Origin of the sequence: Flagellimonas sp. CMM7, assembly GCF_021390195.1 — a bacterium.
Taxonomy (GTDB): Bacteria; Bacteroidota; Bacteroidia; order Flavobacteriales; family Flavobacteriaceae; genus Flagellimonas.
Map to the genome: position 1 here is coordinate 2,841,861 of NZ_CP090003.1, position 26,285 is coordinate 2,868,145.

22 protein-coding genes are annotated in these 26,285 nt (G+C 35.7%); 19 read left to right on the top strand and 3 right to left on the bottom strand.

Going from position 1 to position 26,285, the window contains the following annotated elements:
* Positions 1-212: 212 nt before the first annotated feature.
* Entirely contained in the window at positions 213-1,439 is a 1,227-nt protein-coding gene (locus tag LV704_RS12945; RefSeq protein WP_163423519.1) for an exo-beta-N-acetylmuramidase NamZ domain-containing protein, read from the bottom strand.
* 3 nt (positions 1,440-1,442) lie between these two features.
* Here LV704_RS12945 and LV704_RS12950 point away from each other — a divergent pair, with 3 nt between their 5' ends.
* The 3 genes from LV704_RS12950 to LV704_RS12960 all read left to right on the top strand — a co-directional run bounded on the left by LV704_RS12950 (position 1,443) and on the right by LV704_RS12960 (position 4,597).
* A complete protein-coding gene (locus LV704_RS12950; protein WP_163423518.1) occupies positions 1,443-2,684 on the top strand; it encodes an ABC transporter permease in 1,242 nt (413 codons plus the stop codon).
* Positions 2,685-2,762: 78 nt separating this feature from the next.
* A complete protein-coding gene (locus LV704_RS12955; protein ID WP_163423517.1) occupies positions 2,763-3,743 on the top strand; it encodes a PLP-dependent cysteine synthase family protein in 981 nt (326 codons plus the stop codon).
* 77 nt (positions 3,744-3,820) lie between these two features.
* Positions 3,821-4,597 (top strand): aldose 1-epimerase, encoded by a 777-nt coding sequence (locus LV704_RS12960; RefSeq protein WP_163423516.1) that lies wholly within the window; start codon positions 3,821-3,823, stop codon positions 4,595-4,597.
* A 390-nt stretch (positions 4,598-4,987) separates the two neighbouring features.
* Here LV704_RS12960 and LV704_RS12965 read toward each other — a convergent pair whose 3' ends face one another.
* Entirely contained in the window at positions 4,988-6,370 is a 1,383-nt protein-coding gene (locus LV704_RS12965) for an exonuclease domain-containing protein (protein WP_163423515.1), read from the bottom strand.
* A gap of 118 nt (positions 6,371-6,488) precedes the next feature.
* Positions 6,489-6,623 carry a hypothetical protein gene (locus tag LV704_RS19975; RefSeq protein ID WP_255695521.1) on the bottom strand — a complete coding sequence of 45 codons (135 nt, stop codon included), beginning with the start codon at positions 6,621-6,623 and terminating at the stop codon, positions 6,489-6,491.
* A gap of 478 nt (positions 6,624-7,101) precedes the next feature.
* Here LV704_RS19975 and LV704_RS12970 point away from each other — a divergent pair, with 478 nt between their 5' ends.
* From LV704_RS12970 to LV704_RS13045, 16 genes are all read left to right on the top strand, one after another.
* Positions 7,102-7,641 carry an RNA polymerase sigma factor gene (locus LV704_RS12970; protein ID WP_163423514.1) on the top strand — a complete coding sequence of 180 codons (540 nt, stop codon included), beginning with the start codon at positions 7,102-7,104 and terminating at the stop codon, positions 7,639-7,641.
* A gap of 80 nt (positions 7,642-7,721) precedes the next feature.
* Positions 7,722-8,714, top strand: coding sequence for a FecR family protein (locus LV704_RS12975; RefSeq protein ID WP_163423513.1), 993 nt, complete (start codon positions 7,722-7,724; stop codon positions 8,712-8,714).
* 73 nt (positions 8,715-8,787) lie between these two features.
* The gene (locus LV704_RS12980; protein ID WP_163423512.1) at positions 8,788-12,411 is read left to right on the top strand and encodes a SusC/RagA family TonB-linked outer membrane protein; all 3,624 of its coding nucleotides are present in this window, start codon (positions 8,788-8,790) and stop codon (positions 12,409-12,411) included.
* A 19-nt stretch (positions 12,412-12,430) separates the two neighbouring features.
* Positions 12,431-13,897: a SusD/RagB family nutrient-binding outer membrane lipoprotein gene (locus LV704_RS12985; protein WP_163423511.1), complete on the top strand. Its 1,467-nt coding sequence runs from the start codon at positions 12,431-12,433 to the stop codon at positions 13,895-13,897.
* Positions 13,898-13,914: 17 nt separating this feature from the next.
* Positions 13,915-14,400 (top strand): hypothetical protein, encoded by a 486-nt coding sequence (locus LV704_RS12990; protein WP_163423510.1) that lies wholly within the window; start codon positions 13,915-13,917, stop codon positions 14,398-14,400.
* Positions 14,401-14,419: 19 nt separating this feature from the next.
* Positions 14,420-14,989 carry a peptidylprolyl isomerase gene (locus LV704_RS12995; RefSeq protein WP_163423509.1) on the top strand — a complete coding sequence of 190 codons (570 nt, stop codon included), beginning with the start codon at positions 14,420-14,422 and terminating at the stop codon, positions 14,987-14,989.
* 8 nt (positions 14,990-14,997) lie between these two features.
* Complete coding sequence (locus LV704_RS13000; RefSeq protein WP_163423508.1) at positions 14,998-15,630, top strand: peptidylprolyl isomerase; 633 nt, start codon at positions 14,998-15,000, stop codon at positions 15,628-15,630.
* Positions 15,631-16,144: 514 nt separating this feature from the next.
* Positions 16,145-16,546: a hypothetical protein gene (locus tag LV704_RS13005; protein ID WP_163423507.1), complete on the top strand. Its 402-nt coding sequence runs from the start codon at positions 16,145-16,147 to the stop codon at positions 16,544-16,546.
* On the top strand, positions 16,539-17,294 hold the full coding sequence (locus LV704_RS13010) for a hypothetical protein (protein ID WP_163423506.1): 756 nt from the start codon (positions 16,539-16,541) through the stop codon (positions 17,292-17,294). Before LV704_RS13005 ends, LV704_RS13010 begins: the two co-directional genes overlap by 8 nt.
* A gap of 35 nt (positions 17,295-17,329) precedes the next feature.
* On the top strand, positions 17,330-17,851 hold the full coding sequence (locus LV704_RS13015; protein ID WP_163423505.1) for a hypothetical protein: 522 nt from the start codon (positions 17,330-17,332) through the stop codon (positions 17,849-17,851).
* A gap of 4 nt (positions 17,852-17,855) precedes the next feature.
* Positions 17,856-19,214: a hypothetical protein gene (locus tag LV704_RS13020; RefSeq protein ID WP_163423504.1), complete on the top strand. Its 1,359-nt coding sequence runs from the start codon at positions 17,856-17,858 to the stop codon at positions 19,212-19,214.
* A 2-nt stretch (positions 19,215-19,216) separates the two neighbouring features.
* Positions 19,217-19,666 carry a hypothetical protein gene (locus LV704_RS13025; protein ID WP_163423503.1) on the top strand — a complete coding sequence of 150 codons (450 nt, stop codon included), beginning with the start codon at positions 19,217-19,219 and terminating at the stop codon, positions 19,664-19,666.
* Positions 19,667-19,760: 94 nt separating this feature from the next.
* Positions 19,761-21,017 (top strand): hypothetical protein, encoded by a 1,257-nt coding sequence (locus LV704_RS13030; protein ID WP_163423502.1) that lies wholly within the window; start codon positions 19,761-19,763, stop codon positions 21,015-21,017.
* A 5-nt stretch (positions 21,018-21,022) separates the two neighbouring features.
* Positions 21,023-22,774 (top strand): patatin-like phospholipase family protein, encoded by a 1,752-nt coding sequence (locus tag LV704_RS13035; RefSeq protein ID WP_163423501.1) that lies wholly within the window; start codon positions 21,023-21,025, stop codon positions 22,772-22,774.
* Between the two features lie 468 nt (positions 22,775-23,242).
* Positions 23,243-25,165 carry an ATP-binding protein gene (locus LV704_RS13040; protein ID WP_163423500.1) on the top strand — a complete coding sequence of 641 codons (1,923 nt, stop codon included), beginning with the start codon at positions 23,243-23,245 and terminating at the stop codon, positions 25,163-25,165.
* Positions 25,162-26,139 carry a hypothetical protein gene (locus LV704_RS13045; RefSeq protein WP_163423499.1) on the top strand — a complete coding sequence of 326 codons (978 nt, stop codon included), beginning with the start codon at positions 25,162-25,164 and terminating at the stop codon, positions 26,137-26,139. The genes LV704_RS13040 and LV704_RS13045 overlap by 4 nt, the downstream gene beginning before the upstream one ends.
* The last annotated feature ends 146 nt before the right edge of the window (positions 26,140-26,285 follow it).

The following is a 26,285-nucleotide window of genomic DNA, read 5'->3' on the forward strand; positions in this document are numbered from 1 at the left end:
TTTCAGAAACCTTTAATATGAAGCACAAAGAGATAGATATTCCTTGTAATGATGGGTTTGTGCTTAAAGGGACTATTTATTCTGCTAGCACTGATTTTAAACAAAAAGAAAGTACTTATCATTAATTCGGCCACTGTGGTAAGTAAGGATTTGTACAAAAATTATGCCTTGTACTATGATTCTGTTTAAAGTTTTGTAAAACGTTGGCGATGCTAATCGTAGATTAAATATTTAGCTCTTATTTTTTTGAAAGCTTCCAGGTCTTCTTGCCAAGTGGCTTTTATTTCTGATTCACTTAACCCCTCTTCAATTTGTTTTTGTAACTCGGGTGTTCCAGCATGTTTGGTAAAGGATTTGGTAATAAAGAACTTTGACTTGTCCACAGTATTCATATATGCATCAAGTAGCCATCGCAAAGAAACTGATTCTATTCGTTCAGACTGAGATAAATCTCTACCATAGGAAGTTTTACCCTGTTCTTTTGGATGTTTGGAACCAAAATTAGGTTTAGGTACATAGGTAAAATCATATTGGGCGCTATCCAAAAAAGAAGCACCATACCGTTGAAACTGAAATTCAGTTCCACGACCAGCATTAACATTGGTGCCTTCAAACAACCCTAAACTAGGATAAAGGTTAATGGAAACATCATTTGGAAGGTTGGGGGAGGGCCTTATTGGGATATGATATTTGGAGTTATGACTGTAATTTTTGAGTGGAATTACACTCAAATCAGCAGTGATGCCTCCTTTTAACCATCCTTCAGAATTAAGCATTTTTGCATATTCACCAATTGTCATCCCATATACCAGAGGAATTGTGGTCATGCCTAAAAAACCGGTATGTTCTTTTTTCATGGTTGGGCCATCAACGTATTGCCCATTTGGGTTTGGTCTGTCCAGGACAATAATGGGAATGTTACTTTCTGCGCAGGCCTCCATTACCAGCTGTAATGTAGCGATATAGGTGTAAAACCGTACTCCAACATCCTGAATGTCAAAAACGACAAGATCAAGTCCTTCTAATTGTTCTTTGGAAGGTTTTTTGTTTTTTCCGTGAAGAGAAAAAATGGGAAGTCCCGTTTTGGAATCGACACCATCTTCTACATGTTCACCCGCATCAGCTTTTCCACGAAAGCCATGTTCTGGAGCAAAGACCTTTTTAATGTTAACCTGCAAAGAGAGCAAAGAATCTACCAGATGTGTATGTCCATTTTCTTTGAAAACCACACTGGTTTGGTTGGCAACAACCCCAACAATTTTGTTTTTGAGCAGTGGAAGGTATGCTTGCGTTCTATTGGCAGCAACAGTGATTCTTGGTATAGAATCTGTTTCTCCGTTTATAGCTGTGAGCTTACTTTCTTTTTCCTGTCCCCTACATGAAGAAAACAGTAAAACCAACAATAAAACTGTACTTTTGAAAATAGAAAAAATGGGCATTCGTTGAATTTAGAATTGTTTATAGCCAAGCGCCTGATTACAGGGAAGGAGCATAAAATTAGCATTTCCGCCCCTATAATAAAAATTGCCATTGCGGCTATTGCAATTGGTATTGTAATGATGCTTATTGCCATTGCTACTGGAGTGGGGCTAAAACACAAGATTAGAGAGAAAGTTGCTGCTTTTAACGGTCATATTCAAATTTCAAATTACGATAACAATACTTCTGAAGTTTCAGTAGCCCCAGTTTCTTTAGAGCAAGATTTTTATCCCAAATTCAAAGATGTTGAAGGGGTTTCCCATGTTCAGGCAGTAGCAACCAAAGGCGGAATTATAAGAACAGAAGACACCTTTGAAGGTATGCTCGCCAAAGGAGTGGGCCAAGACTATAATTGGACTGTTTTTGAAGAATACATTGTTGATGGAAGATTACCGGATTATTCAGGAAAACTGAATGATGAGGTATTGGTATCGAGGATGATGGCAAATCGGTTGCAACTAAAAGTTGATGATTCTTTTTTCTCTTTTTTCTTAAAAGATGGCGATGCATCCAGGGTTCCCAATAATAGAAGGTTCAAAATTACGGGGATTTATGATAGTGGTTTTGAAGAGTTTGATGCTACCTATGTCTTTGTGGACATTCGGCATATACAGCGAATGAACAAATGGACATCCAACGAAATAGGTAATTTTGAAGTATTTCTGGAAGATTTTGACCAACTTGAAGAGAAAAGCAATGAAATCTATGGAAAAACACTCTCCGATCTAGATACCCAAAATATTAAAACCAAATACTTCAGAATCTTTGAATGGATCAGCCTGTTCGATTTTAATATTGCACTTATCATTGGGATAATGATCATTGTAGGGGGAATAAACATGATTACAGCGCTCTTAGTGCTCATTTTGGAGCGAACCCAAATGATTGGAGTCTTAAAAGCTTTAGGTTCTGAGAATTGGAGCATTCGTAAAGTGTTTTTGTATAATGCTACCTACTTGATAGCGATTGGGTTGCTATGGGGCAATGGTATTGGTTTGGCATTGCTCTGCCTTCAAGATAAATTCCGGTTGTTTAAATTTCCCAATCCTGAGGAATACTATATCGAGTATATTCCAGTGCATATTGATATTTCCACGGTTCTGTTGTTAAATCTTGGAGTAATGTTACTATGCTTGGTCATGCTTTTAGTACCCTCCTACATCATAACCAAAATAACTCCGGTCAAGGCAATTAAATTTGAATAGTGGCCAATAACTTTAGTGGTCTTTTTTGGGCAATATTGATATGGTCGCACAACTCAAAAAACTATCTTTGCCACCATTATGGAATATGCAAATAACATTCTTGAAACCATTGGTAATACCCCATTGGTAAAACTCAATAAATTGACTGCCGACCTTCCTTGCATGGTCTTGGCTAAGTACGAAACTTTTAACCCAGGAAACTCCGTAAAGGATAGAATGGCGCTTCAAATGGTAGAAGATGCTGAGGCTTCTGGAGTTTTAAAGCCAGGTGGTACGATTATCGAGGGAACTTCAGGAAATACAGGAATGGGGCTGGCTTTGGCAGCAGTGGTCAAAGGGTATAAAATGATTTGTGTCATCAGTGACAAACAATCAAAAGAAAAAATAGATATTCTTAAAGCTGTTGGGAGCGAAGTGCATGTTTGTCCCACAGATGTAGCTCCAGAGGACCCTAAAAGCTATTATTCCACAGCTAGACGTTTATCCACGGAAATTCCAAACTCTTGGTATGTAAACCAGTATGATAACCCAAGTAACGCCAAAGCACATTATCAGAGTACGGGGCCTGAAATATGGAATCAGACCGCTGGAAAAGTGACCCATTTTGTAGTGGGAGTCGGCACGGGTGGAACGGTTTCAGGCGTTGGTAAATATCTTAAAGAACAAAATCCGAATATTAAGGTTTGGGGAATTGATACCTACGGTTCTGTGTTTAAAAAATATCATGAGACCGGTATTTTTGATGAAAATGAAATTTATCCATACGTTACCGAAGGGATAGGGGAAGATATTTTGCCTAAGAACGTTGATTTTGATATTATCGATGGTTTTACTAAAGTAACGGACAAGGATGCAGCAGTTTATACACAACGCTTGGCAAAAGAAGAAGGTATGTTCTTGGGTAACTCTGCGGGAGCGGCAATAAAGGGACTGTTGCAGTTGGAAGAACATTTTTCCAAAGATGATGTGGTAGTAGTTTTATTCCATGATCATGGTAGTCGTTATGTGGGTAAGATGTTCAATGATGATTGGATGCGAGAGAAGGGATATATAGACTAAATTTTCTTTACATTAGAATCAAAATCAGCCAATATGTACAGAGCGATTTTGATTTATGGATTGATTAATACCAAATAATGGTACACCTTAAAAAAGAAAATTGTACTGCAGGGATTGATAAAGGTGAACTTGTAAGCTTTATAGCTGAAGAACATGAATTTATTCACCAAAAAGGAAGTCCTGGCTGGCGAAGTGCAGATACGGAGATGTTCCCTATTATTGGGCCATTGAATGAAATTGACTTTAGAGTACAGGTGCCGCGAGGAAATGGAGCAATTCAAGATCAACATGGATTGTTGCGCGAATTGGAATACGAATTAATTTCTCAAACAGAAACATCAGCAGTTTTCAGAAAAGAATATGAAATGGGAACACGGGTCAGAAACTCTAAATTCCCTAAAAAATCGAACAAGGAATGGTTGTTTTGGCCATATACCTTTGCTTTTGAAAAGTCTTTTGAGTTAAAGAAAGATAATTTAGAAATCACCTTCACCATTTCTGGGGAACGGGATATGCCCTTTATGTTAGGGTATCATCCTGCATTTAAACTACATATTGCAAATCCTGTAATTCTTGCTGATAGCAAGGAAATTACTTTGGATGAGGTATTGGCGGTTGGAAGCAGAGCTTTACAAGTTGAAAATTGTAAATCAATTACTTTAAAGGATAAGAAAGATATCACCATAAAAACCGAAGGTTTTAAACATTTTATGTGTTGGACGGAGGTTAGAAACATGGTTTGCATAGAACCAATTACTTTTTATCCATACGCAGTTGCACAAAGAGAATTGCATACAGGTTTTGACTATATAAAACATGGAGATAGTATATTTAGTGTAAAACTATTTGTGTAAGGTATTTCCTCTAAAAATAAATGTTAAGAAAATCACAATTTTTATAAACTTCCCTTCGTTATATTAAGTATCTTAGTAGAAGTAATTTTACGAAAAACATGTTCAGAAATTTTATTGAGAGAGTAGGAGCAATGAATTGCATTATGCTCTTGGTAGTGATATCAATTATCATTGTCTCAGAAGTACTTTTCCTTCAAGGAAACAAGATGGATGCTATTTTTATAGCATTTTGGGCACCAACCATTTTAGGTTTTATGAATTATTTGAAATATAAGAAATAATGGATTTTGTCTTAGGTTATTCCATTTTAGTTGCAGTAATATTTCTTGCCTGGGTGCTTTTTGTTGTGCGTATGTATAAGAAAATTAAAGACTAATTTTACTTGTTTTACTAAGTTTCAAAAACGGTTTTCACTTTACTCATCTCATCATTTCTTAATAAGTAGGAATTGAGTATTCTCTCTGTTTCAACTGTGTTTTTTTGTGGAACAATAAAGGCTTCTATATCAGTTAGTGAAGAAACTTCCAATTGCTGATCAATGAACCCATACCCTCTATACATACCTTCCATAATAAGAACAACAGCATTTTCGTCTTCATTTCTACCTTTTTCCTTAATAATTCTAACCTCAGACTGTATAGCTTTCATGTCTTTAATAGCAGCTTCGACTTTTTTGTTATACAGGGGTATGGGCTCATCACCCCTACATACCCCGTCACAAGAAGTTAATTCATGATGGGAGCATGCCGCATTGGTCTCTTGTAAATGACAATATTTTGGACAGAGCGCAAACACTTTGCATATTTCATGTAAATAGGCCCTGCAATCTGTTTGATTGTAGAATATTTTAAGCGGATTTGGAACTCCTTTTATAACATTAAAAGCCAAGTGGATAATTCCTTTTCTATCCTCATACGCAAATATGGCATACTTCTTTACAATTCGTTTTTGGGCTCTGTTGTACGGTGGAAAGTGTTTTTTTATTTCGGCAGATTCCATCAGTAATGCCACAAGTTCACTTCCAGAGAGTTTAAAATCAATATCAGCTGTTTCGCTGCACATTTGGGTTTCTTTGGTGCTTTTGTCATAAAAATGACCCAAGACTCTTTTTTTAAGGTTGATCGCCTTCCCTACATAAATAATTTCACCCTTCTGATTTTTAAAATAGTAAATGCCTGGCTTCTGCGGAATTTTATTGAAAACAGATTTTGATAAATGGGGAGGTAGGGTAGCTTCTTGGCTTCTAGCATTCAGAAATTTTTGAAAAACAGTTTCTGAATCAGGCGCTTTAAGTAGTTTTTGAAATAATAAAACCGTTGCATGAGCATCTCCTCTGGCACGGTGCCTGTCTTTAAGTGGAATGTTAATGGCAGAACACAGTTTACCTAAACTATAGGATTGTAAACCAGGAATAAGTTTACGCGATAAGCGAACGGTACACAGTTTTTTTCTGGTAAAATCAACCTCTATCTGTCTAAACTCTTCTTTGATAACCCCATAATCAAAGTTTACGGCATGGGCCACAAAAATACTGTCTTTGGTAATCTCAAAGACTTTATCTGCAATTTCAGAAAAAGTTGGTGCGTTTTGGACAAGTTGATTGTCAATACCGGTAAGACCGGTTATAAAATGCGGAATGGGGCATTGCGGGTTTACCAGAGAGGTGAACTCATCAATAATCTGCTCACCATCGTATTTAAAAACAGCGATTTCGGTAATCTTGTTTCCTTTAATGCCATTGCCGGTGGTCTCTATGTCTATAATGGTGTACAAATCCTTAAAAACAATTAATTATTGAATTTATGGATAAAGTAAAAAGCCACCAAATAGGAGAGTGGTTTTTGGTTAAGAATGGTCGTTGAACCTTGCCTCAGACAATAATAGGAAGGAATTACAACAATGTATTCCTACCTAGCACCGCCATTATAAAGAAAACGGTAATAGAGATGATTAAACAACTAATGGCTGCGTTTAAATTATCCGGTGTAGAAAACTCTTTTTTAATGTTGTTAAGTATTGCTTTCATTGGGAACTTCTTTGAGGCAAAGTTGGGAAGACCTAAGGCGTTGTCATAAAGGAATCGATAAAGGAAGAGAAGACAGGATAAATGGTAAATGAAGCTGATTTTATCGAAAAATAAAGCTTTTTGACCAGTTTTCTAGTTGGAAAAACAGAGCCGCAGAGTTTAAGAACATAGCTGTATAGTATTTTTTATCAATGAAGCCAAGTAGGATTTTTTTTCACTTTTCACCTTCCATGTAAACATCTCAATCAATCCCATGATACATAACGGTTTACCGTTCCCACAAAACCAAGAAAGAAATTTCCTAATCAGTTTGACTCTCTATTACGGCATGGGAACATGTTCTTTAAATTTCTGTAATTTAGTACTCACTGCAGCGGAAATAGCATAAAACAATACGCAGTTTTAGGAAAGAGCAATTATTTATTTTGGACACTATAAATAATGAGTATCCTTGATATAACCATTAAGTTGAGAAAAAATGGTGGAATCATTATACAGAAAGTACTATGGCAAACTATACCAATATGGTTGCCTTGTGCATAATGATTCCGTAAAAGTGGAAGATACCGTTCAAAACTTTTTTGTTTGGACTTTGGAACATTCAGAAAAATTAAAGGACATTAAAAATTTTGAAGCGTTTGCATGCAAAGCGATTCGAAAAAACCTGATTCATCGTATTATTAAGGATAACCGTTCCAAAAAAAGTAAGGATAATTACTTGGTGACCCTGGTTAATGAAAAGTCCATTACCTCAGTGGAAAAGGAAATAATGCAAGCTGAGGAAAGTTCATGTCTAAAAATGAACTTGAAAAATGCCATAGAAAAATTACCGGACAAGCAAAAGGAAATCATCTTCCTAAAATATTATGCTAACTTTTCCTATAAGGAAATCGAAGACATAATGAACGTGAGCAATCAAGTGGCTAGAAACTATGTTTCCAGAGCCCTTAAAAAACTGAAAGACTCCATATTTTCAGAAAAAATAAGGGCTTTTATAGTGTCTGCTTTTTTAGCTTAAAAAAGTTTTTTTAAAAAAAATCTATTTTCCAAGGTTACATTTTTATGTTTTGCGGCTTCTACTATAAATAGCATTGCTAAATGAGCCATAAAAATTTTAAAAATTATCTTTTTGAAGACTTCATCAAGGACTCTTATTTTAGAGAGTGGGTATACGCACCAAATAAGGCAGTAAATACTTTTTGGGATGCTTTCTTGGAAGAACACCCAACTAAATCCTTGGATATTGAAAAAGCGAGACTTTTTTTAGAAGGTGTTCATGAATATTACGATAGCAATAAGGTAAGTGAAGTACAAATTCAAGAAAAGTACCAAGAATTTGTTTCCAAGTATGCCAATGAAGCACCGGGCAAAGTACGGGTTCTTAAAAGAAACCGGAAAAGAGTATTCAATTATGTGGCTGCAGCTTCTATAGTTGTATTGGTGGCTTTCAGTTTATTCTACAAAAACATTAACACAGATTACTACACTACTGCTTACGGGGAGTATAAGAAAATTGAACTTCCAGATGGAACCCATGTTACTTTGGGTGCCAATTCCAAATTAAGATTAGCCAAGAAATGGGACGAAACAGTTGACCGTAAAGTATGGTTAGATGGAGAAGCCTACTTTGATGTAACTACGATAGAAGAAACACAGGCTAAATTTATTGTTATCACTGACGATGTTAATGTTGAGGTTTTGGGAACAGCATTTAATGTTGATAATAGAAAAGAAGATACCAAAGTAATTTTGGATAAGGGAAAAATCAAGCTTGATATAAAAGGCAATTTGAACAAGCAACTCCTCATGGCTCCCGGTGAAAAAATAACGTATAAGGCCAAAAGCCGAAAATTACCTGAGAAACAAAGGGCGAAAAAGGATGAAACTTCATGGAGAGATGGGGTTATGACGTATACAAATACACCTTTACATGTTGTGTTGGCCAAGATGGAAGACGTATACGGGATTCAACTAAAACTTAAAGACAATGCACTCAGAGATAAAGAAGTTACCGTAGGAGTTTCAATTACAAACCAAGAAGTTGCGGTAACTACTATTGAGAGAATAATTGGGGCTGAGTTTATCAAATAAAAAAGGGATAATCTTCTGAACAAGATTACCCCCACTAATTGCAATATAATACAACTAATTAACGACCAAATTTATGAAAAAATCTATTGTCTTCAAAAGAGGCATTCTACTGTTGGCTTTCATTTTGAGCAGCAGCTATGCATCAGCCAATTTGTCTGAAACGAATAAGGACCCATCTTATGCCTTTTCAAAAGTTAACAAAATAAAACTCACGGATGCTTTACAGGCGGCGAGTGAGAATTACCATGTATTCTTCAGCTATGAAACCAAACTACTGGAGAATGTAGAAGTTGAGGTGTCTTTAAGTGAGCTTTTTAGTAGAGAAACGGAAATAGAAGTTGTGGTTAACTCTTTACTGAGTGGCACTAATTTAAAATTTGAGACGATTGGCGATAAGTATATTGTCATCTATAAGAACAATAGAAATGGGAAGAACAAGCTAGAAAGGTTAAAAGAAAAGCTGAATGAACTTAGGGATATTGAGAATGGCGATGATATTCTGTTATATCCCAATTCAAAAAAGGCTCAAAAAGTATTGGCCACAAAAAGGGGTGTAAACGTAACCCAAGACCTTACAATAACGGGGCTTGTGACAGATGAATTGAATGTGCCCCTCATTGGAGCTACAGTTGTTGCCAAAGGCACAACAGTAGGTGCTGTTACTGATTTTGATGGTCTTTATTCTTTAAAAGTGCCCACTTCAACTACACATCTTGTGTTCTCATACATAGGCTATGAATCGAAAGAGGTGGCTATTGACCAGCGTACAACAATCAATACACAATTAAGGGAAGATGCCAACGCACTTGATGAAGTGGTAGTTACCGCTTTGGGTATTGAACGAAATAAAAAGACACTTTCCTATGCCGTTTCAGAAGTTAAAGGGGATCAATTGGCCGATAAAGCTGAGGCAGATGTTTTAAGGGCTTTGAGTGGTAAAGTGGCAGGGGTAAATATCTCTGGATCTGGAGGCGCTTCGGGTTCTTCTACGAACATCATTATTAGGGGGAACAATTCAGCAACAGGAAACAACCAACCGCTCTTTGTGGTAGATGGTATTCCATTCGATAATTCAACTACCAGTACAGCAGATTTAGCCGGTGCTTCATCTTCGTATTCCAATAGGGCTTTGGACCTTGACCCCAATGATATTGCTAGTATGACGGTCTTAAAAGGAGGGGCGGCCGCGGCATTATATGGTTCGCGAGCTTCAAATGGGGTAATCATCATTACGACCCGATCGGGTAGTGCCTCTAGAAAAGGAATGGAAGTGGAAATATCGAATACTGTAGGAGCAGAGACCATCTCAAGGTTTCCCGATTATCAGAATAAATATGGCCAGGGAAATTATCTAAATGGACAATATACCTTTAGTCCTGTTGCTACAGAATCTTGGGGTCCGGCGTTTGATGATCCCAATTTGGACGGTAATGGTGGTTTGTTTTCGGATGATGGCGTAATCAAATATATCAATCATGTGGGTGACGCAGTTCCTTACAGAGCGTTTCCAAACAATGTAAAAGATTTTTACAGAACAGGTTTCCAAAGAGAAACATCCATAAGGGCACAAGGTGGAGATGGTAAAAATGCCTTTGCAGTAACAGCAAGTAATCTTGATAATGAGGGCTTTATACCCTTTACAGGCCTTAAAAGAACATCTATTAAGGTTTCTGGGTTGACCAATCTTGAAAACGGCTTAAAAATAAAGGCATCGGCAACTTACGTTAATACGCATCAAGACGGAATCTTATCAGGTGGGCACAATACATTATCCAGTATTAATAGGCAAACCTTGTTTGTGCCTCGTAGCTATGATTTAACTGGTTTTCCATATATCGATGAAGTCACGGGAGAGCAACTTCGATATACATTTTGGGACAATCCAAGATGGTTGGCACAAGAAGGGCCTTATGATAGTGATGTGAATAGGGTTTACGGATACCTTTCTGCCGACTACAAGGCAAACGAATGGTTGAATTTTTCTTATAAAATTGGACTCAACACCTATACAGATAGCAGAATTCAGGTCATCCCTAGAGGTAGTTTCAATTCTCCTGGTAGCATTACGGACAATGATATTACCTTTACAGAAATATCTTCTGATTTTATCGTTACGGGGTCGAAACAATTGACCGAAGACCTCAATTTAAGAGTGGTGTTGGGACATAATTTCAACCAAAGAAAAACTGACATTACGAGCTTTACGGGTATAGGTATTATTAAACGTGGTATTTCAAGAATCACCAATACTGAATCGGTGGTTACAGATTTATCTACTTTTAGCCATAGGAGAATTGTGGGGCTTTTCAGTGATATGGTACTTTCTTATAAGGACTATTTATTTTTGAACCTGACCGGAAGAAATGACTGGTCGTCGACCTTGCCCAAAGGAGAAAGAAGTTTCTTTTACCCGTCCATCTCAACCACTTTTAACTTTACGGACGCATTTAATGTGAAATCGGATTTCTTCACATTCGGCAAGTTGAGATTGGCCTATACTAAAATCGGGAATGATGCAGATCCTTATTTACTCCAAACCGTCAATACCATAAATGGTGACGGATCAGGGCTTCAATTTCCTTTTAATGGAATATCTGGTACTGAGGTAGGTGATAATTTAGGGAATGAAAACTTAAAACCGGAATTTACCACCGAATATGAAGCCGGTCTCGAACTTAATCTCTTGAAAGGCAGAGTGGGAATCGATGTTACCTACTATAGTAAGATTACGGAAGATCAGATTTTCAGTGTGAACATACCTGCGGCGACTGGGTATTTTACAAAAACATTGAATGCGGGAGAGATATCGAATAAAGGATGGGAAGTAGGACTTGACTTGAATCCTTTTCTAAATCCGGAGGGTTTCAGCTGGAACATTTATACAACCTTCGCCAGAAATGTAAGTAAAGTAGAAAAACTTATCGATGGTTTAGATCAAATAAATCCTGGAAACAGGGTTGCTGCATACGGCAATATCTTACGTGTTGGGGAACCATATGGCGTTATTGAAGGTGAGGTACAAAATAGGGATGCCAATGGCAATCTGCTGATCAATGCCCTTACTGGATTGCCCACCAAGGCACCAGGGCAACAAATAGTAGGTGATCCAAATCCTGATTTTCTAATGGGTATAAACAACACCATGACCTATAAAGGCTTCAAACTAGGATTTCTTTTCGATTGGAAACAAGGAGGTGATATCCTTTCTCTATCCAACGGATATCTAAGAGGTTTTGGTTTGACAGAGGAAACTGCTGTGGACAGGGATAGAACCTATGTTCTACCTGGTGTTTTGGCAGACCCGAACGACCCAACACAGCCCATGTTGGACCAAAATGGAAATACCGTAACGAACAATATTCAAATTTCCCCTCAGAATTACTGGAGTGGCGCTACAAACGGTACACAACGTAATCAGTATCGATTTAGCGCGGAATCATTGATTTTTGATGCCACGGTCTTTAGACTTAGAGAACTTAGTTTAGGATATACATTTACAAAACAGATGTTGAAAAAACTTCCATTCGGAAGTATGAGCGTGACTTTATTGGGAAGGAATTTATGGTTTAAGGCCCCTAATTACCCTCATTTAGATCCTGAAGTGTCAACTTACGGAGCAGGTAATGCACAAGGTGTGGAGCAGTATGCCCCACCAACGGTAAAAAATATGGCCCTGAACATAAAACTCTCATTCTAATAGATATAAATACAATTCGATGAAAAATATTATATATAAAAAAGCACCCTATCTTTTCATATTGATGTTAATTTTCTCATCATGTGATCTAGATATTAACGATAATCCAAACAGCCCAACAACAGCAACGGTTATAGAGTTGTTGCCGCATGGTCAAGTGTCTGTGATAGAGTCTTTTGCAAGCCTGGTAAATGCGATTACCTCAAGTGCGGTGCAAACAAGGGTCAATTCAAGATATGATAACTACACGGTCACTAGAACTACTATTGATGGTTTATGGAATAGTAATCTTTATAGTGGTGGTCTTAAGGATCTTGAAGATGTTATTACCCAAGGAACTATAGAAGAAAATTGGCATTATGTTGGAATAGCCAAGCTCATGAAGGCCTATACCTTTAGCCTAATGGTAGATCTTTGGAATGACATTCCCTATTCCGAAGCCTTCAATGCTGAAATTGATATGCCCGCTTATGATTCGGGAAGCGAAATCTATGCCAGTTTGGAAGCATTGATTATCGAAGCACTGGGCGATTTGAACAAAACATCAGTGCTTTCCCCGGGAAGTGATGACGTAGTTTATGGTGGCGATCTTGCCAAGTGGGAAAGAATGGGGAATACCTTGTTGCTTAAAATGTACAACCAGACACGGTTGGTAGATAGTAGTGTAGGTCCCAAAATGGAGGCTTTGATAACACAAGACAATCTTATACAGTCGAGTGATGACGATTTTCAACTTTTGTATGGTGACACCGCTGCGCCTGAAAACAGAATGTCACTTTTTGAAGTTGATTATGTGACACGGTTGGATAACAGAATAGCAAACTATTTTAATGATCTTTTGACAAGTAATAATGACCCTCGAATACCGTATTATCTATATAACCAAACCCCTGGTGTGTTTATTGGACGAGATTCCGGTAACCCTAATGGCTTATCCACTTTTGAGGACCAGGACACTAGAACCTTCCATGGAGCATATCCTGCAGGAGGAAAATACGATGATGGTTCTGGCGGAATTACTACTGCCGACTTGGGACTAAAAGGAGCGGCAACCTATAGAATGATGACCAACGCCATGCGTATTTTTATTGAAGCTGAGGCTGTAATGGCATTAGGTATTACCGCTTCTGCAAGTGTAGAGGTATTGTTTGAAGAAGGCATACGGGAATCAATGGCAAAGGTTAACGACTTAGGAGTAGGCCCGGGGATTTCAACTGCTCAAATAGATACCTATGTTGCCGATAGACTATTAGCTTTCAATGCTTCTAGTGATGCAGATAAGTTAAAGCTGATAATGCTCGAAAAATATGTACACCTTTTTGGTAATGGAATGGAGCAATATAATGATTGGCGTAGAACTGGGATTCCAGATGACCTAACATTGGTTGTACAGACCAGTCCAACGCTAAACAGATTTCCTTATCCGTCCAGTGTTACACCACCAACCACACCCAATAATGATGAATTTGTTTTCTGGGACAACTAAACTTAAAAAATAAGACAATGAAAAATATTATAAAATACGTTCTGGCAGTCATAATTGGTATAACACTTTCCTGTAGTGATGACGAAAACCAGGTGGTACCAGATTTTTTAAAAGGAACAGAATATGGGGTGTTATTGGATGTAGCAGTTGCTAGTGCCGTTGAAGTTTCTTTAACCGATGTAAACACTTATGAACTCGACTTTACCGTGAGTTTCAAAGGTGATAAAAGACCCGTGCAATCCATTATTGTAAATAAATCTTACGTTAGTAGCGTAAACGGGGAATCCTCAGTAATCGAAGAGGAAGTTATTGTTGATTTTCCAACCACAATGACCTTATCTTCAAATGAGTTAGTTAGCGGCTTTCCAAATCTCTCAGTTGGAGATTTGGGAGCTGGGGATTCTTTTAACATAAGCTTTGTTATCAATTATGTAGATGGTGGAGTTGTTGATCGATTTGATAGCAGCATGCGCACCAACTTTGCGGTTTCAATTATTGATTAACTTTTCAAATATTGGATTAATGAGAACAATCCTTTCTTTTTTTCTTTTAGCCGTTCTAACAAGCTGTTCCTCCGTTTCTAAAAATCATTATGTGATTGAAACAGAGGTTGGAGATATAACTTTTGAAGTATACCAAGATAAGGCCCCCATAACAGTCGGTAATTTTATTAAATATGTGGATCAGGCAGAATTTGATGGCGCTTATTTCTATAGAGTGGTACGATTAGACAATCAACCTATAAACCCTGTAAAGATTGAAGTGATACAAGGTGATTTCACTGGAAAGGACCATTACTTTCCAGTAATCGCCCACGAAACAACCCTAGAAACAGGGCTGACCCATAAGAATGGAACAGTTTCCATGGGTAGGTTGGATGTGGGCACTACCGCTGCTGAGTTCTTTATTTGTATTAACGATCAGCCAGAACTTAACTATGGGGGAAAACGCAATCCAGATGGCCAAGGCTTTGCTGCCTTTGGGCAAGTTATCGATGGTATGGATGTTGTGCGTAAGATCCAAGGAGGTGAAACTGATCGTCAAATGCTGAAAAAGAAAATTGAGATAAAAAGGATTTACGCCATAAAATAACAAAAACTATGTTTAATTTTTTTAAAACACCAGCTTTGGTATTTGGTTTTTTCTGCCTTTTAGTGCTGAATAGTTCTTTTAAATGTAAAGAAAAAACAGGTGCAGAGACTACTGTGCAAGATGTGGAATTAAAACATATCTATACCATAGAAACGGAAGTCGGAGACATTGTAATACAGGTATATCCAAAAAAGGCTCCAATAACGGTCAAAAACTTTCAACAATATGTTGAAAATGAAAACTTTGAAGGGGCAAGTTTTTATAGAGTTGTAAGAGTTGATAATCAGCCTGTGAATCCAAAAAAAATAGAAGTTATCCAAGGAAATTTCGTTGCAGGTGACCTGGCATTACCTCCCATTGTTCACGAAACAACCAATAATACAGGGATTTTACATAAAAACGGAACGGTTTCAATGGCTAGATTGGCACCAGGGACCGCATCAGCTGCTTTTTTCATATGTATTAACGACCAACCTGAACTTGATTTCGAAGGGAAGCGTAATCCAGATGGACAAGGTTTTGCCGCTTTTGGAAAGGTGATTGAAGGTATGGATATCGTAAAACAGATTCAATCTGGTGAGACAGATGGGCAATCACTAGTAAAAGAAATAAAAATCAAGCGGATTTATAAACTGAAGTAAGGGAATTGGTAAGTCAATGTCCTAAACATTTCATTTTGGTCAATCTCAGTAGAAGTGCATATTCTCATGGGGTTAAGTAAATATGGGACTCTACCGCCAGTGTAGTTCGTTCTTCTATTTTACTTCAAATAATTAAGTGGTTGTTAGTTTCCTCATGAAATAAAAAACCCTGTAAATTAATTGATTACAGGGTTTTGTTTTAGAGTGGTTTCTAAAAAGTGGAGCCGGAGGGACTAGAACCTATCTTTCAAAAGCCCAATAAGTAGGGGTTTTCCGAACTTTTCAAAAAAGGATGCTCACCGAATAGGTGACTTCCCAGTAAATAATACTCAAATTGTAGAAAAACCCCAGTTTTTTTAAGGTTTTTGTGCAGTCTATTTTATTTGAATGTACGTATATTCAAATTCCTCAAATTATTAATACTCCTACACTTTCATCCCCCGGTTTAAAATACCTAATAATGGGTATTTACAGCTAATTTAATAAGCTGTTTTTTTGTTTAAATCAATCGAATATGATTCTAGTCACTTGTCAAAATCCGGATTGTTCTACACCTCATTTTTACGTAGATATCCGAAGTGGGAAGTTCCCTTTACTTCTTGCTCCTAAAACTCCAGAGCTCGCTGTAGCGGAAAACGCAGCAACAATAAATTCAGATATAAATAGAATTTTAAAATCGAGCGATTTTGGAGAAGGAATGGAAAAGCTGGATGAACCAGAAAGAGAGCGTATTAATCAAATCATTTCAAGGAGCAATATTTCAAGACTGTTCTCAAAGTTGTACAAAAAACAATTCGAAGAAAAGCTCGAGGTAAAAGATTATTTATTAGTGTTTTGTGAGTCTGGTCATAGAAACTACATTCCCTTAACTGAGGATAAGGAGATTTATCTTGAAAATATAAAGAAAAATGAGTGACAATTCTGAAGAAAAAGATATCGCAATGGACTTTGAGAGATATGATGATTATTGGCTTAAAAAAGCTAGAACCTTTATTGATGAGAGTTTAGACAGCCTTTCTGCCAGAATTAAATCATTAAACAACTTTTTAAACTATTTGGCAGGAGGTACCTTTATAGGTGGAGCCAGTTATACTACGTTTTTACAATCAAAAGAGTTATCGGTTTTTGTTTCGTTTATCATACCTATATTTTTTATAGGGATGGCAAAGTTTGCTATTACCTATGGTGCTGGCAAAATTGAAATGAGAGATACAGATATGAGGAGTCCAACCCAGATAAATGATAGTTATAATGCTATAATCTCAAGAATCGCCTTAAATATTAAGAGATCGTCGGGGTGGGTTGGGGTAGCAACATTTTTCTCTTTGATATGTTTTCCGATGGCTAACTATTTTCATAATCAAGAGCCAGAATTAGATATACCTAAGAACTTCATTAGTGTAACTGCACATACGAAAGAGAATGAATTGGTAATAAATGGAAATTTAGATAATGTAGAACAGATTCATGTCGAACTATTCGGGAAGGATACTAAAAAGAAGAAAAAAGACCCGGTTTTGTTGAACATAATTCAAGAGGAGTCTGGTGAATTTAAAGGTTTAATTACCCTGAGTCGACATGAAATAAAATCTATTGATAGTCTTGATTTATCCTATAAAGTCAACGACAAAAAAGTTCATAGCACATATAGGTTTAATAATTAAGAGGAATATTTAAAAAAATAACCAAAACAAGAATTATGGCAGATAACATAACACAAAAAAAAATTATCACTTCATTGAGATTGAGTTCTTTGGAACGGCAAATTTTTAATTGCGTCAAACTAGGTCAGAAGTCGATAAGCGAGATACATAAGGAGTTTAGAGGCCTTGCTAGTACTAAAACAATAGAGGGTATTGTAAGGGAATCGCCATTTTTTGTTTTTGCTGATGGATTGGCAGAAACCCTGGATAGTTCTGGACATAAAGCAGAAGTGACTTATAGTTTTAACGCAGATAGCCCAAGTGCTGAATTGTTTTTGTCGGGGCAGTCATCGAATTCTGGAGATGACCAAACTCAATCAGATGTTGACTTAACCTTGGGACTTTTTGAAATCGGAGTTAAAGTAGTAGGAGAAGGTGTGGGAAATTGGACCTTAGATATAAAAAATATAAAAGTTACTGGTCCTGGCGTACCACATGAACGGGAATTAATTGATAATCCTTTGAAAGAAGAGGGATCATACCCACAACAATTATTGGAAACCGAACCGAAAAAATGAGGATATGCGAAAATTACTTTTTTATACCGTAATGCTGTGTTCTAATCTTATGTTTGGTCAGTCTTTATCACAAGATGCGGATGGCTTTAGCACAATTATACTTCCTTCAACTAATTTTAACCTTGACATTGCTGATAATGAGGCCAATTTCAATTTTGCGACATATTTAAGAAAAAATAAAAAGCCACTTAAAGCTAGCGAATCTGGATGGTTAATTGGTGGAGATTTAAAAGGTAAAGTTGAGAATGAAATAGCCTCCATTTTCTCAGGGGGTAATGTAGCCACTAACGCTGAAGCAAATTTTGTTTTTGGGAGAAAAGGATACAAAGAATGGTTGAATGATGATGACCAAATTCGTAAAACAAAGTTAGAGAAAGAAAAGAAAAAAATTGATTTAGAAATTGATAATACAAGGCAGAAATATTATGAGTTTTTGGAATCTCTATTAAACAAAAAAGAAATTGATAGTGTAATATATAAAACTGCTTTCTATTATTTATTAGAAAATAATGAGGAAGTTGCAAAGGAGATAAAAGAATCCTTAGACCTTATAAAAGCTGAATTGAACGAAGTCCCTATCGAAGAGAGGAAATATGACCCTACGGTTTTGGATGTGATTGTTGGTAAACGGACCGATAAGTTTAAAAGGGATTTGGGTGATTCCCGATTGAAAAGTAAATCTATTAATGATTTGGAAAGAGAAAAAACGAAATTCTTCTTTCATAAAATTTATTTTAGAGGAGGTTTAAATGGTTCAAATTTTAAGTTTGATTTAGGGCAAGATTCTACAACAGTAGAATCCCGTTTTGAAGAAAGAGATTTTAATGGATGGAATGCGGAATTGGGTTATAACATTCAATATATGGACGACCATTTTTTTGGGTTCAGTTATCAGCTTAGACAAACTAATAATTTATCTGATTTAGAAGAACAGGAATTTACATTAGTTACTAAAGACACAACAATTACAGATGGGCAATTTACTAGTTCTACGTCTGTCAAGGCATTTAGTGGAGAATACGAAGAGTTCAAAAGCCATTCTCTAAACTTTGACTACGTTTGGGTTACACCTATCAAAGACAAGGATAACAATACAAGTGATGTTTTTTTGGCGATTAATCCATATATCCGGCATAGAATTTATGATGGAAGTAAAAAGTTGAAAAATAACACAGTCTTGGGTGTTGCCTTGAATGCTTTCAGTAGCAAAAAGCAGAAGATAATGGCTGGTTTGTCAATCCAGACCAATGATTTATTCAGAGTTCATGATGATGAAGAACCTGTACTTAGAGATAGAATTGGTATAGGGCTTATTGCAAGATTCAGTTTTTCAGGAATAAGTGCAGAAAAGAAGGAAGATTAACTATGCCAGCAAGAGAAAATAACCTTAGTGAATACAAACATGATGTAAGTTTTATGCTCAGAGATACTTTGGAATCGTTTCAATTAATTTCAGATAATCTCTCAACCATTTTTGGTTCTAATATCATTAGTATTAAACGCGCTGTTGATGAAACACTAAAAGATTTTGATGAAGTTGAACGCCCTTTTGAAGTAATACAAAATTCCTCATTATCCGAGTTTCAGAGAGCAGGCTTCTATGGTGCTCAATTAAGACTTAAAAGAGATTTAGTTTCCAATGCAAATGAAAGATTACGTGCTACATTAAGTTCGATCGATATAAGCATTTTTAGACCTGTTTTTATTAAATGGGTTGATATAATTAATAATTTTTTAGGTAGCCTTTCATCAGCATTTGGAATTGCTGAGGCATTAAAAGAGCTCAAAGACTGTCTAAGAGATTCTTTACCATAGTTTTTGCAAAAAATGAATAGGGGATAAAAAAGAAAATAGTATGCTTTCGCTAGGATTTTTATCAATCAAAGAATACGAGTTACCTAAGTTTTTAATGAAAAAAGTCAAAACACTTATCATTATTTCGTTTGCCCTTGTTTCTTGCAAAAACGAAAAAGATGAAATTCTAACCTGTTACAGGAAAGAAAGAACTTCTTTTTCTGAAATATCAATGAATAAAGCGTCGATTGATTCTTTTAAAATTTCGGATGACCTTTTACAGAGCTTTGACAAACTAACAATAAACGAAAAACGGAGCCTTTTGAACGAAGAGGTATTGCTGTTTGACGAGTTTGCACTTTATGGCTTAGGACCCTCTGGCATGGCAGTAATCAGAGATTCTCTAAATGGTGTAAGATATAAATGTGGTTCGATTGATTATTCAGAGGACACCATTCCTAAGATGTTTTCAAGAAATGAATTTTTCTACGATTATGTCTTTCCCCAAACCTACTACATACCAATACGATGGTATGTAATCAATAAGCATAAAGATTCTACACGTATTTTTCAAGAGGACTTGAATAGGCAAATTGATATTCTAAATAATGCATTTAAGACCACTAAGATTCAGTTTTTCACATATAGTTCTACTTGGGAAACTAATTCTACATGGTATAGAGCATACCGTGATTCTGATGAATATTTTGAAATGATTGAAGCACTTGCAGAAGATCCTAAAACAGCCATTAATATTTTTGTGACCAAACAGGATAGTTTACTAGGTGCGGCTTCTTTTCCCTGGGATAAAAAGACTTATCAAACCATATACGATGAAATTCTCTTAAAAGAGACCACTTTTGAAGGGCACGTTGACAAAAAAAATGGTGTGATGTTAGGGAAAACCTTGATTCATGAAATGGGTCATTTTTTTGGGCTCTTCCATACTTTTCACATGGAAAAACACGACGCAAATAATAAACCACTTGATATTGCTTGTGATAACGATAGTATTCATAATGGTTGCGGTGAATTAACTACAGTTCCGCGAATTGGTGATGGAATAGAAGATACTCCACCACAGAAAATTTGTCATTATTACGGATGTGGAAAATGTGAGTTTGGAAAATCCATAAAGGACTGTGATACCTGTGGAGATGAAAATAGCCCTGATATAAAGTGGTGTGATACTTGTCCAAATTTGGCAGGTCTAGATCCGATTAAAAATTATATGGGTTATAATCCGGATTATTGCATGGATCAATTCACACTTGGCCAATATAAGGTGATAAAAAGGAACTTTATGATTTATCGGAGATATTTGAATTCTGTACCGATTAATAATACTCCGGTGGCAGCACTGAAGTTTTGAACTAGATGAAAAAATCGAACGTAAAAGAGCACCAGATTCCAAATAACCCTTTAGACAGAATAGCAATATGTATGTCCGGAGGAGGATATCGGTCTGCTATCTTTCAGCTGGGGATTCTTTCGTACTTAAATTCCGTTGAGTATGGAGAGAACCCTTTGTTGAAACATGTAAAGGCTATATCTACAGTTTCAGGTGGAACTATTACCGGTGTCGTGTATTCTGCTATGTTGGCAAAGGGATTAAATTTTGAAAAAGTTTACAACACATTGCTCACGTGGTTGTCAAAGAAAGATCTTGTTCATGAGGGGCTGGAAAAAGTGAGTAAGGACGGCATATGGAATCACACTTACAAGAGAAAAAATTTGATTAACGCCTTTGCTGAGATATATGATGAATCTCTTACAAATGGAATGTGCTTAGGAGACTTGGATGGCATTTGGAAAAAATCTCATCTGGAATATGTATGCTTTAATGCCACTGAATTTAAAAAAGGGTTACGATTCCGTTTTCAAATTGCTAAAGGAGCTAGGCAGAACTATGTTGGGGCTTATGAATTAAACCTTAGAAAAGAGGTTTATCACGAAATAAGACTTAGTGATATTATAGCCTCATCTTCTGCATTTTCTGGTGGGTTTGAGCCTATAGCAATGCCAAGTGATTTTTTTGGCCCTGATTCTGAGCATAAAAGCTATTTTGAATCTCATAGCGGTTACCAAGGAACCTCCATAGGATTAATGGATGGTGGGATATATGATAACCAGGGAATCAGTAGCATAGAGGATTTTCAGGATAATACAGAGGAAAACCAATTCGACCTTATTATGATTTGCGATGTGTCCTCGCCTTACATAGATGCCTTTTCCTTTGTTTCTGAAAAAACTGGTGGCGTTCGCGAAATGACCTTGAATCAATTTTTCAAGTTTTATAGAAAAAAAGCAAGAGTTCTATATTTTTCATTATGGGCTGCTACTCTTGTAGGACTGATTCTTACATTATTAAACCTAAAGCTTTTTACATGGCGTTTTGGAGTTGGGATTTCAATTACGGCAATTGGAATAATCGCTATAATACTCTACCACGTTTTAAGGTCTTGGGTTAAGGTGAAATTTAACAATACATGGAATTACCTAAAACAATTGATTCCTGATTTTTTTGAGAAACGTTTACCGTCTTTTAAGCTTGAACACTTTAAGTTGAAACACTTAGAGATTTTAGCCCTAGATCGATTCAATTCCCTTAAATTACTGCTACCTACAATTTTTCTGAAACAAATCCGTCGATTACACTATAATCGAATTTATGAAGATGATGCTCATTACTATAGAAGGATGACCTGTCTAGTCAAAGAACTCACAAAAATAGATTTCAAAAAGAAAATCGAAGAAGATTACAGCAGGGTATCAAAAAACCTCTCTATGCTCAATGGAAATGACTACGATAAGATTATGGGAGAAAAACTTGTTGACCATATTGATGAGGCTGCAACTTTTGGGACAACTTTGTGGTTTACAGATAGTGATAAATTAAATGAAATTTTAGTGTCTTTACTAATAAGTGGCCAAGCTACTTGCTGTCAAAACTTAATGATTTATTTGGATAAGCTTATGTATAATCAAGGCAACGGATTCGAAAAATTAGATAAAAAAACAAAGATTAGGTTAGAAGCGATATATAAAAAGACAAAACTTGATTGGGAGAAATTCAAGAATGACCCAGGGTTTCTGCACAATACGTTATACAATCCAAAAGGGATTTAAACTTCTGAACTTAATTTTTTTAACAACGGATAACTAATTATTATGGTTGAATAATGTTTTTATCAATAGAAGAAAAGGAATATTTTGTATTCTTAATGAATAAACCAAATCAAATGTTTTAAAGAATGGAATGCTTACAAAAATCCTTAATTCACCGAAAAATATTGTCATCGATATGGTTTAGAATCCAAAACGAATATGAATAGTCCACTGTGTGATTCCTGTGAGCATATTTTCTTGTTTGAGATTGAAAGGGAATGGAAAAAACATAATATTTGAATTATGTTTACAATAACTTAAATTTCAAATGAGTATAAACAGAAACAGAAGCTGACCAAGCAAGGAGATTCATTATTGTCCATGCTTTGAAAGGGTAAGTTACTATTGGTTAAGCCGAATGAAAATAAGTATGGTTACTGAGGAGAAAACCTAATACGTAAAAAACAAAGTAGTTTAATAAAATAGTAAATGCAACTCGCAGCAATACATATTGACGACCATTTTCTTTTTGGTCAATCCCAAACAATAAATTTCGGCGCAAATTATATTTATCAAGTATTAACTGGAGGTGATATTGTTGATATTATTAGGTTTGAGAATAAGGAATACATCAAGGGGTTTTTTGATTCAACCGGCATTTTACAAAATATCTCTGCAATTGTTGGGGCTAATGGATCGGGTAAAACTTCACTTTTAATTGAAATAGTTGAGTTACTTAATAGCCGATACAGATCTGGAGTAATAATTTTCGAAAAAGGGCACAAAACAATTTTACACCGAATTGGAACAGATTTAGAAATTAATCCGATTGATTTTCACATTGATTTGGAGCAAGTTGACATCAATACCATTTACTACTCCCCTTTTTTAGACTTTAAGAATCAAATAGATGGTATTGATTTGAGCTATGATTCTACTATAAAAAGAGATCTAAGTTATATCGATAGAAAATATGAAGCTAATGAAGCTATTGTTCCTTATTACAGATTAAAAAGAGCAAATGACAGTAGGCTACTCTCGTTTATTAGATCGGAATTTTCTAATGGTGTACAAAAATTATTCGACTTACCCCAAGATAATCGCTATAGAATAGCCATAACACGGTATAGAATAAATGCAGATGAGGAAGGAGTAAATTTTCATAATACACCTAGAGATTTTCAGCACTATTTGAATTTATTGTATTTAAAAATCAGAAAAGAATACGACAAAACAGAAAGAAATCTTAGCTCAGAAAAAAGCTCTCATGAAACTCATAAAGCACTGATGAAGAATCATGTTTTGATGGATTTCTTTTGTCTTTTAGTCCGATTGATGGAGCAAAGTAATACTTTTTTAGGAGAGGGGCACTTTGAAGGCTTGAAAAGTGAGCTCGAGGAAGAAATCATAAAAGATTATTCGGCACTCAAAATGTTCAAATATTGGCTTAATAATAACTATTACTCCAGATACGGGCCTAAATATAAATTACCTTCAAAAGAGGTAAACGAGCTATTGGATTTTTTATATGAACATATTGATTCCTCCAAGTACAACCCTGAAAAAACCAATCTGGATTGGTCTCAAAAAAGTTTGATCTTTCCTAGTAAAAAATTGGACCAATTAATTATTCTAAATGAAAAATTGTTGGGCGCACTTCCAAGGTATTATTTAAAGGTTGGTGAAGACGAAGGGTATGAATATAGACCTTTAGATGATATGAGAGAATTTATCAATGTAGAATATTCAAATAGGAAGCTTAGCTCAGGCGAGACAGCTATGCTAAATGTTTTCAGTAGGATTTTCGACTATTTCAACAGAAATCTAATTGCTGCAAGCCTTGAAAAAAAATATGAATCCTATCTTTTATTGCTAGATGAAGCTGATATGGGTTTTCATCCAAGATGGAAGCGATTGTTTGTAAAGGCCTTAAGTAGTTTTTCTATTGATTTTTTTAAAAAGTTGGCAGTAAAAGTACAAATAGTCTTTACCTCGCATGATGCATTATCTTTAAGTGATATACCCAATAATAATATAACCTATTTAAAACCAAAAGATAAACTTGAGATAATCAATTCTTTTGATCTTGATAGACCAACTACAAGCTTCGCAGGTAATATTATAGAGTTATTATCTGATTCTTTCTATTTAGATGATTACTTAATTGGTGATTTTGCAAAGCAAAAAATCGATGGAATTATTGAATGGATAAATAATAATAAAGAAAATAAAGAATATAACCGGGAGCGTTTTATGGAAGTAAAAAAAATGATTTCAATAATTGAAGAGCCGGTGTTAAGAAATAAGTTGGTTGAAATGCTGAGTGATATTAAATCCGAACCAGACTTTATTCAAGAAATGATCGATAAAGAAACCAAAAATTTGAGAAGAATTCTCAGAAGAAATCAATGATACCGATTGATCCAGATTCATTTAAAATCAAAGTTGCCTTAAAGGTTCACTTAGATAATCTAACTCCAATATTGTTTGGAAAAGTACATGCCCTTGAAGCCGGACAGCTGAAAGAGTTCCTAACAGACCAACGAATTATTGATATTCTTACAGATGAACCGAGCCATTTGGAAACCCATCATAATCAATTACTTGAATTCCTAAATAATTACTCAAGAGCCGAGTGGGAAACTTTCTTTAATTATAAAAGAATTGTAAAAAGAAATAGAACAGATGAGCAAGAAGAATTGATTACAAAATACCAGGAACTGGCAAGTAAAATTGAAACCATATTTAAATATAAGGGTGGTTTTGAGAGAAAAACAAGTCCGTATTCAACCTATGACTTAGCAGAAAACTTAGATTTCCAAACATGCGTATATTGCAACCGTATATATACAAAAACTGTTAGAAATCCATCCAAGATAACCAGACCTGAATTTGATCATTGGTTCCCAAAAGGGACTTACCCATTACTTGCATTATCATTCTATAACCTTATCCCTTCTTGCCACGTTTGCAATAGTAGTGTGAAAGGTTCAACTGTAATGAATTTAAACAATTATATACACCCTTATGTCGATAAAAGTATTAACATGAGTTTTAGTTATCGCCTCAAAAAATATAGTAAATATGAATTTCAAATAATTCGCCCCTTAAATTCAAAAGAGGATAACACTATCAAGGCTTTTAAGCTGGAGGAAATCTATCTGGCTCATGAAGATGAAATTAAAGATCTATTGAAAATAAAAAAACTCTATTCAATAGACTACATTATCAAACTAAAAAAACTGATAAATCAAGTTGATAAAAATACTTCAACCAAAGAAATTTACAGACTAGCGTTTGGTACGCATATCAATGAATCAGATTTTCATAAGCGCCCTTTAAGTAAAATGAAAAAAGATATTCTAAAAGAATTAAATATAATTTAATGCCCCTTTAACCAGAGAAAATCAAAAGAGAAACCTTATCAAGGCTCTTGTAGAAATTGACAATAGTAAATACGACCAGACCTTAAAGTATAAAGACTAGAACCTAATTTAGAAATAACAATAGATACGGCCCTTAGCAGAGACAT

Coding starts and splice junctions, on each gene's coding strand:
- LV704_RS13025 (WP_163423503.1), top strand. CDS start 19,217: ATGCCAGCAAGAGAAAATAACCTTAGTGAATACAAACATGATGTAAGT.
- LV704_RS13020 (WP_163423504.1), top strand. CDS start 17,856: ATGCGAAAATTACTTTTTTATACCGTAATGCTGTGTTCTAATCTTATG.
- LV704_RS12985 (WP_163423511.1), top strand. CDS start 12,431: ATGAAAAATATTATATATAAAAAAGCACCCTATCTTTTCATATTGATG.
- LV704_RS12945 (WP_163423519.1), bottom strand. CDS start 1,439: ATGCCCATTTTTTCTATTTTCAAAAGTACAGTTTTATTGTTGGTTTTA.
- LV704_RS12990 (WP_163423510.1), top strand. CDS start 13,915: ATGAAAAATATTATAAAATACGTTCTGGCAGTCATAATTGGTATAACA.
- LV704_RS12960 (WP_163423516.1), top strand. CDS start 3,821: ATGGTACACCTTAAAAAAGAAAATTGTACTGCAGGGATTGATAAAGGT.
- LV704_RS13000 (WP_163423508.1), top strand. CDS start 14,998: ATGTTTAATTTTTTTAAAACACCAGCTTTGGTATTTGGTTTTTTCTGC.
- LV704_RS13005 (WP_163423507.1), top strand. CDS start 16,145: ATGATTCTAGTCACTTGTCAAAATCCGGATTGTTCTACACCTCATTTT.
- LV704_RS13040 (WP_163423500.1), top strand. CDS start 23,243: ATGCAACTCGCAGCAATACATATTGACGACCATTTTCTTTTTGGTCAA.
- LV704_RS13035 (WP_163423501.1), top strand. CDS start 21,023: ATGAAAAAATCGAACGTAAAAGAGCACCAGATTCCAAATAACCCTTTA.
- LV704_RS13030 (WP_163423502.1), top strand. CDS start 19,761: ATGAAAAAAGTCAAAACACTTATCATTATTTCGTTTGCCCTTGTTTCT.
- LV704_RS13015 (WP_163423505.1), top strand. CDS start 17,330: ATGGCAGATAACATAACACAAAAAAAAATTATCACTTCATTGAGATTG.
- LV704_RS12975 (WP_163423513.1), top strand. CDS start 7,722: ATGAGCCATAAAAATTTTAAAAATTATCTTTTTGAAGACTTCATCAAG.
- LV704_RS12995 (WP_163423509.1), top strand. CDS start 14,420: ATGAGAACAATCCTTTCTTTTTTTCTTTTAGCCGTTCTAACAAGCTGT.
- LV704_RS13045 (WP_163423499.1), top strand. CDS start 25,162: ATGATACCGATTGATCCAGATTCATTTAAAATCAAAGTTGCCTTAAAG.
- LV704_RS12955 (WP_163423517.1), top strand. CDS start 2,763: ATGGAATATGCAAATAACATTCTTGAAACCATTGGTAATACCCCATTG.
- LV704_RS12980 (WP_163423512.1), top strand. CDS start 8,788: ATGAAAAAATCTATTGTCTTCAAAAGAGGCATTCTACTGTTGGCTTTC.
- LV704_RS19975 (WP_255695521.1), bottom strand. CDS start 6,623: ATGAAAGCAATACTTAACAACATTAAAAAAGAGTTTTCTACACCGGAT.
- LV704_RS13010 (WP_163423506.1), top strand. CDS start 16,539: ATGAGTGACAATTCTGAAGAAAAAGATATCGCAATGGACTTTGAGAGA.
- LV704_RS12970 (WP_163423514.1), top strand. CDS start 7,102: ATGGTGGAATCATTATACAGAAAGTACTATGGCAAACTATACCAATAT.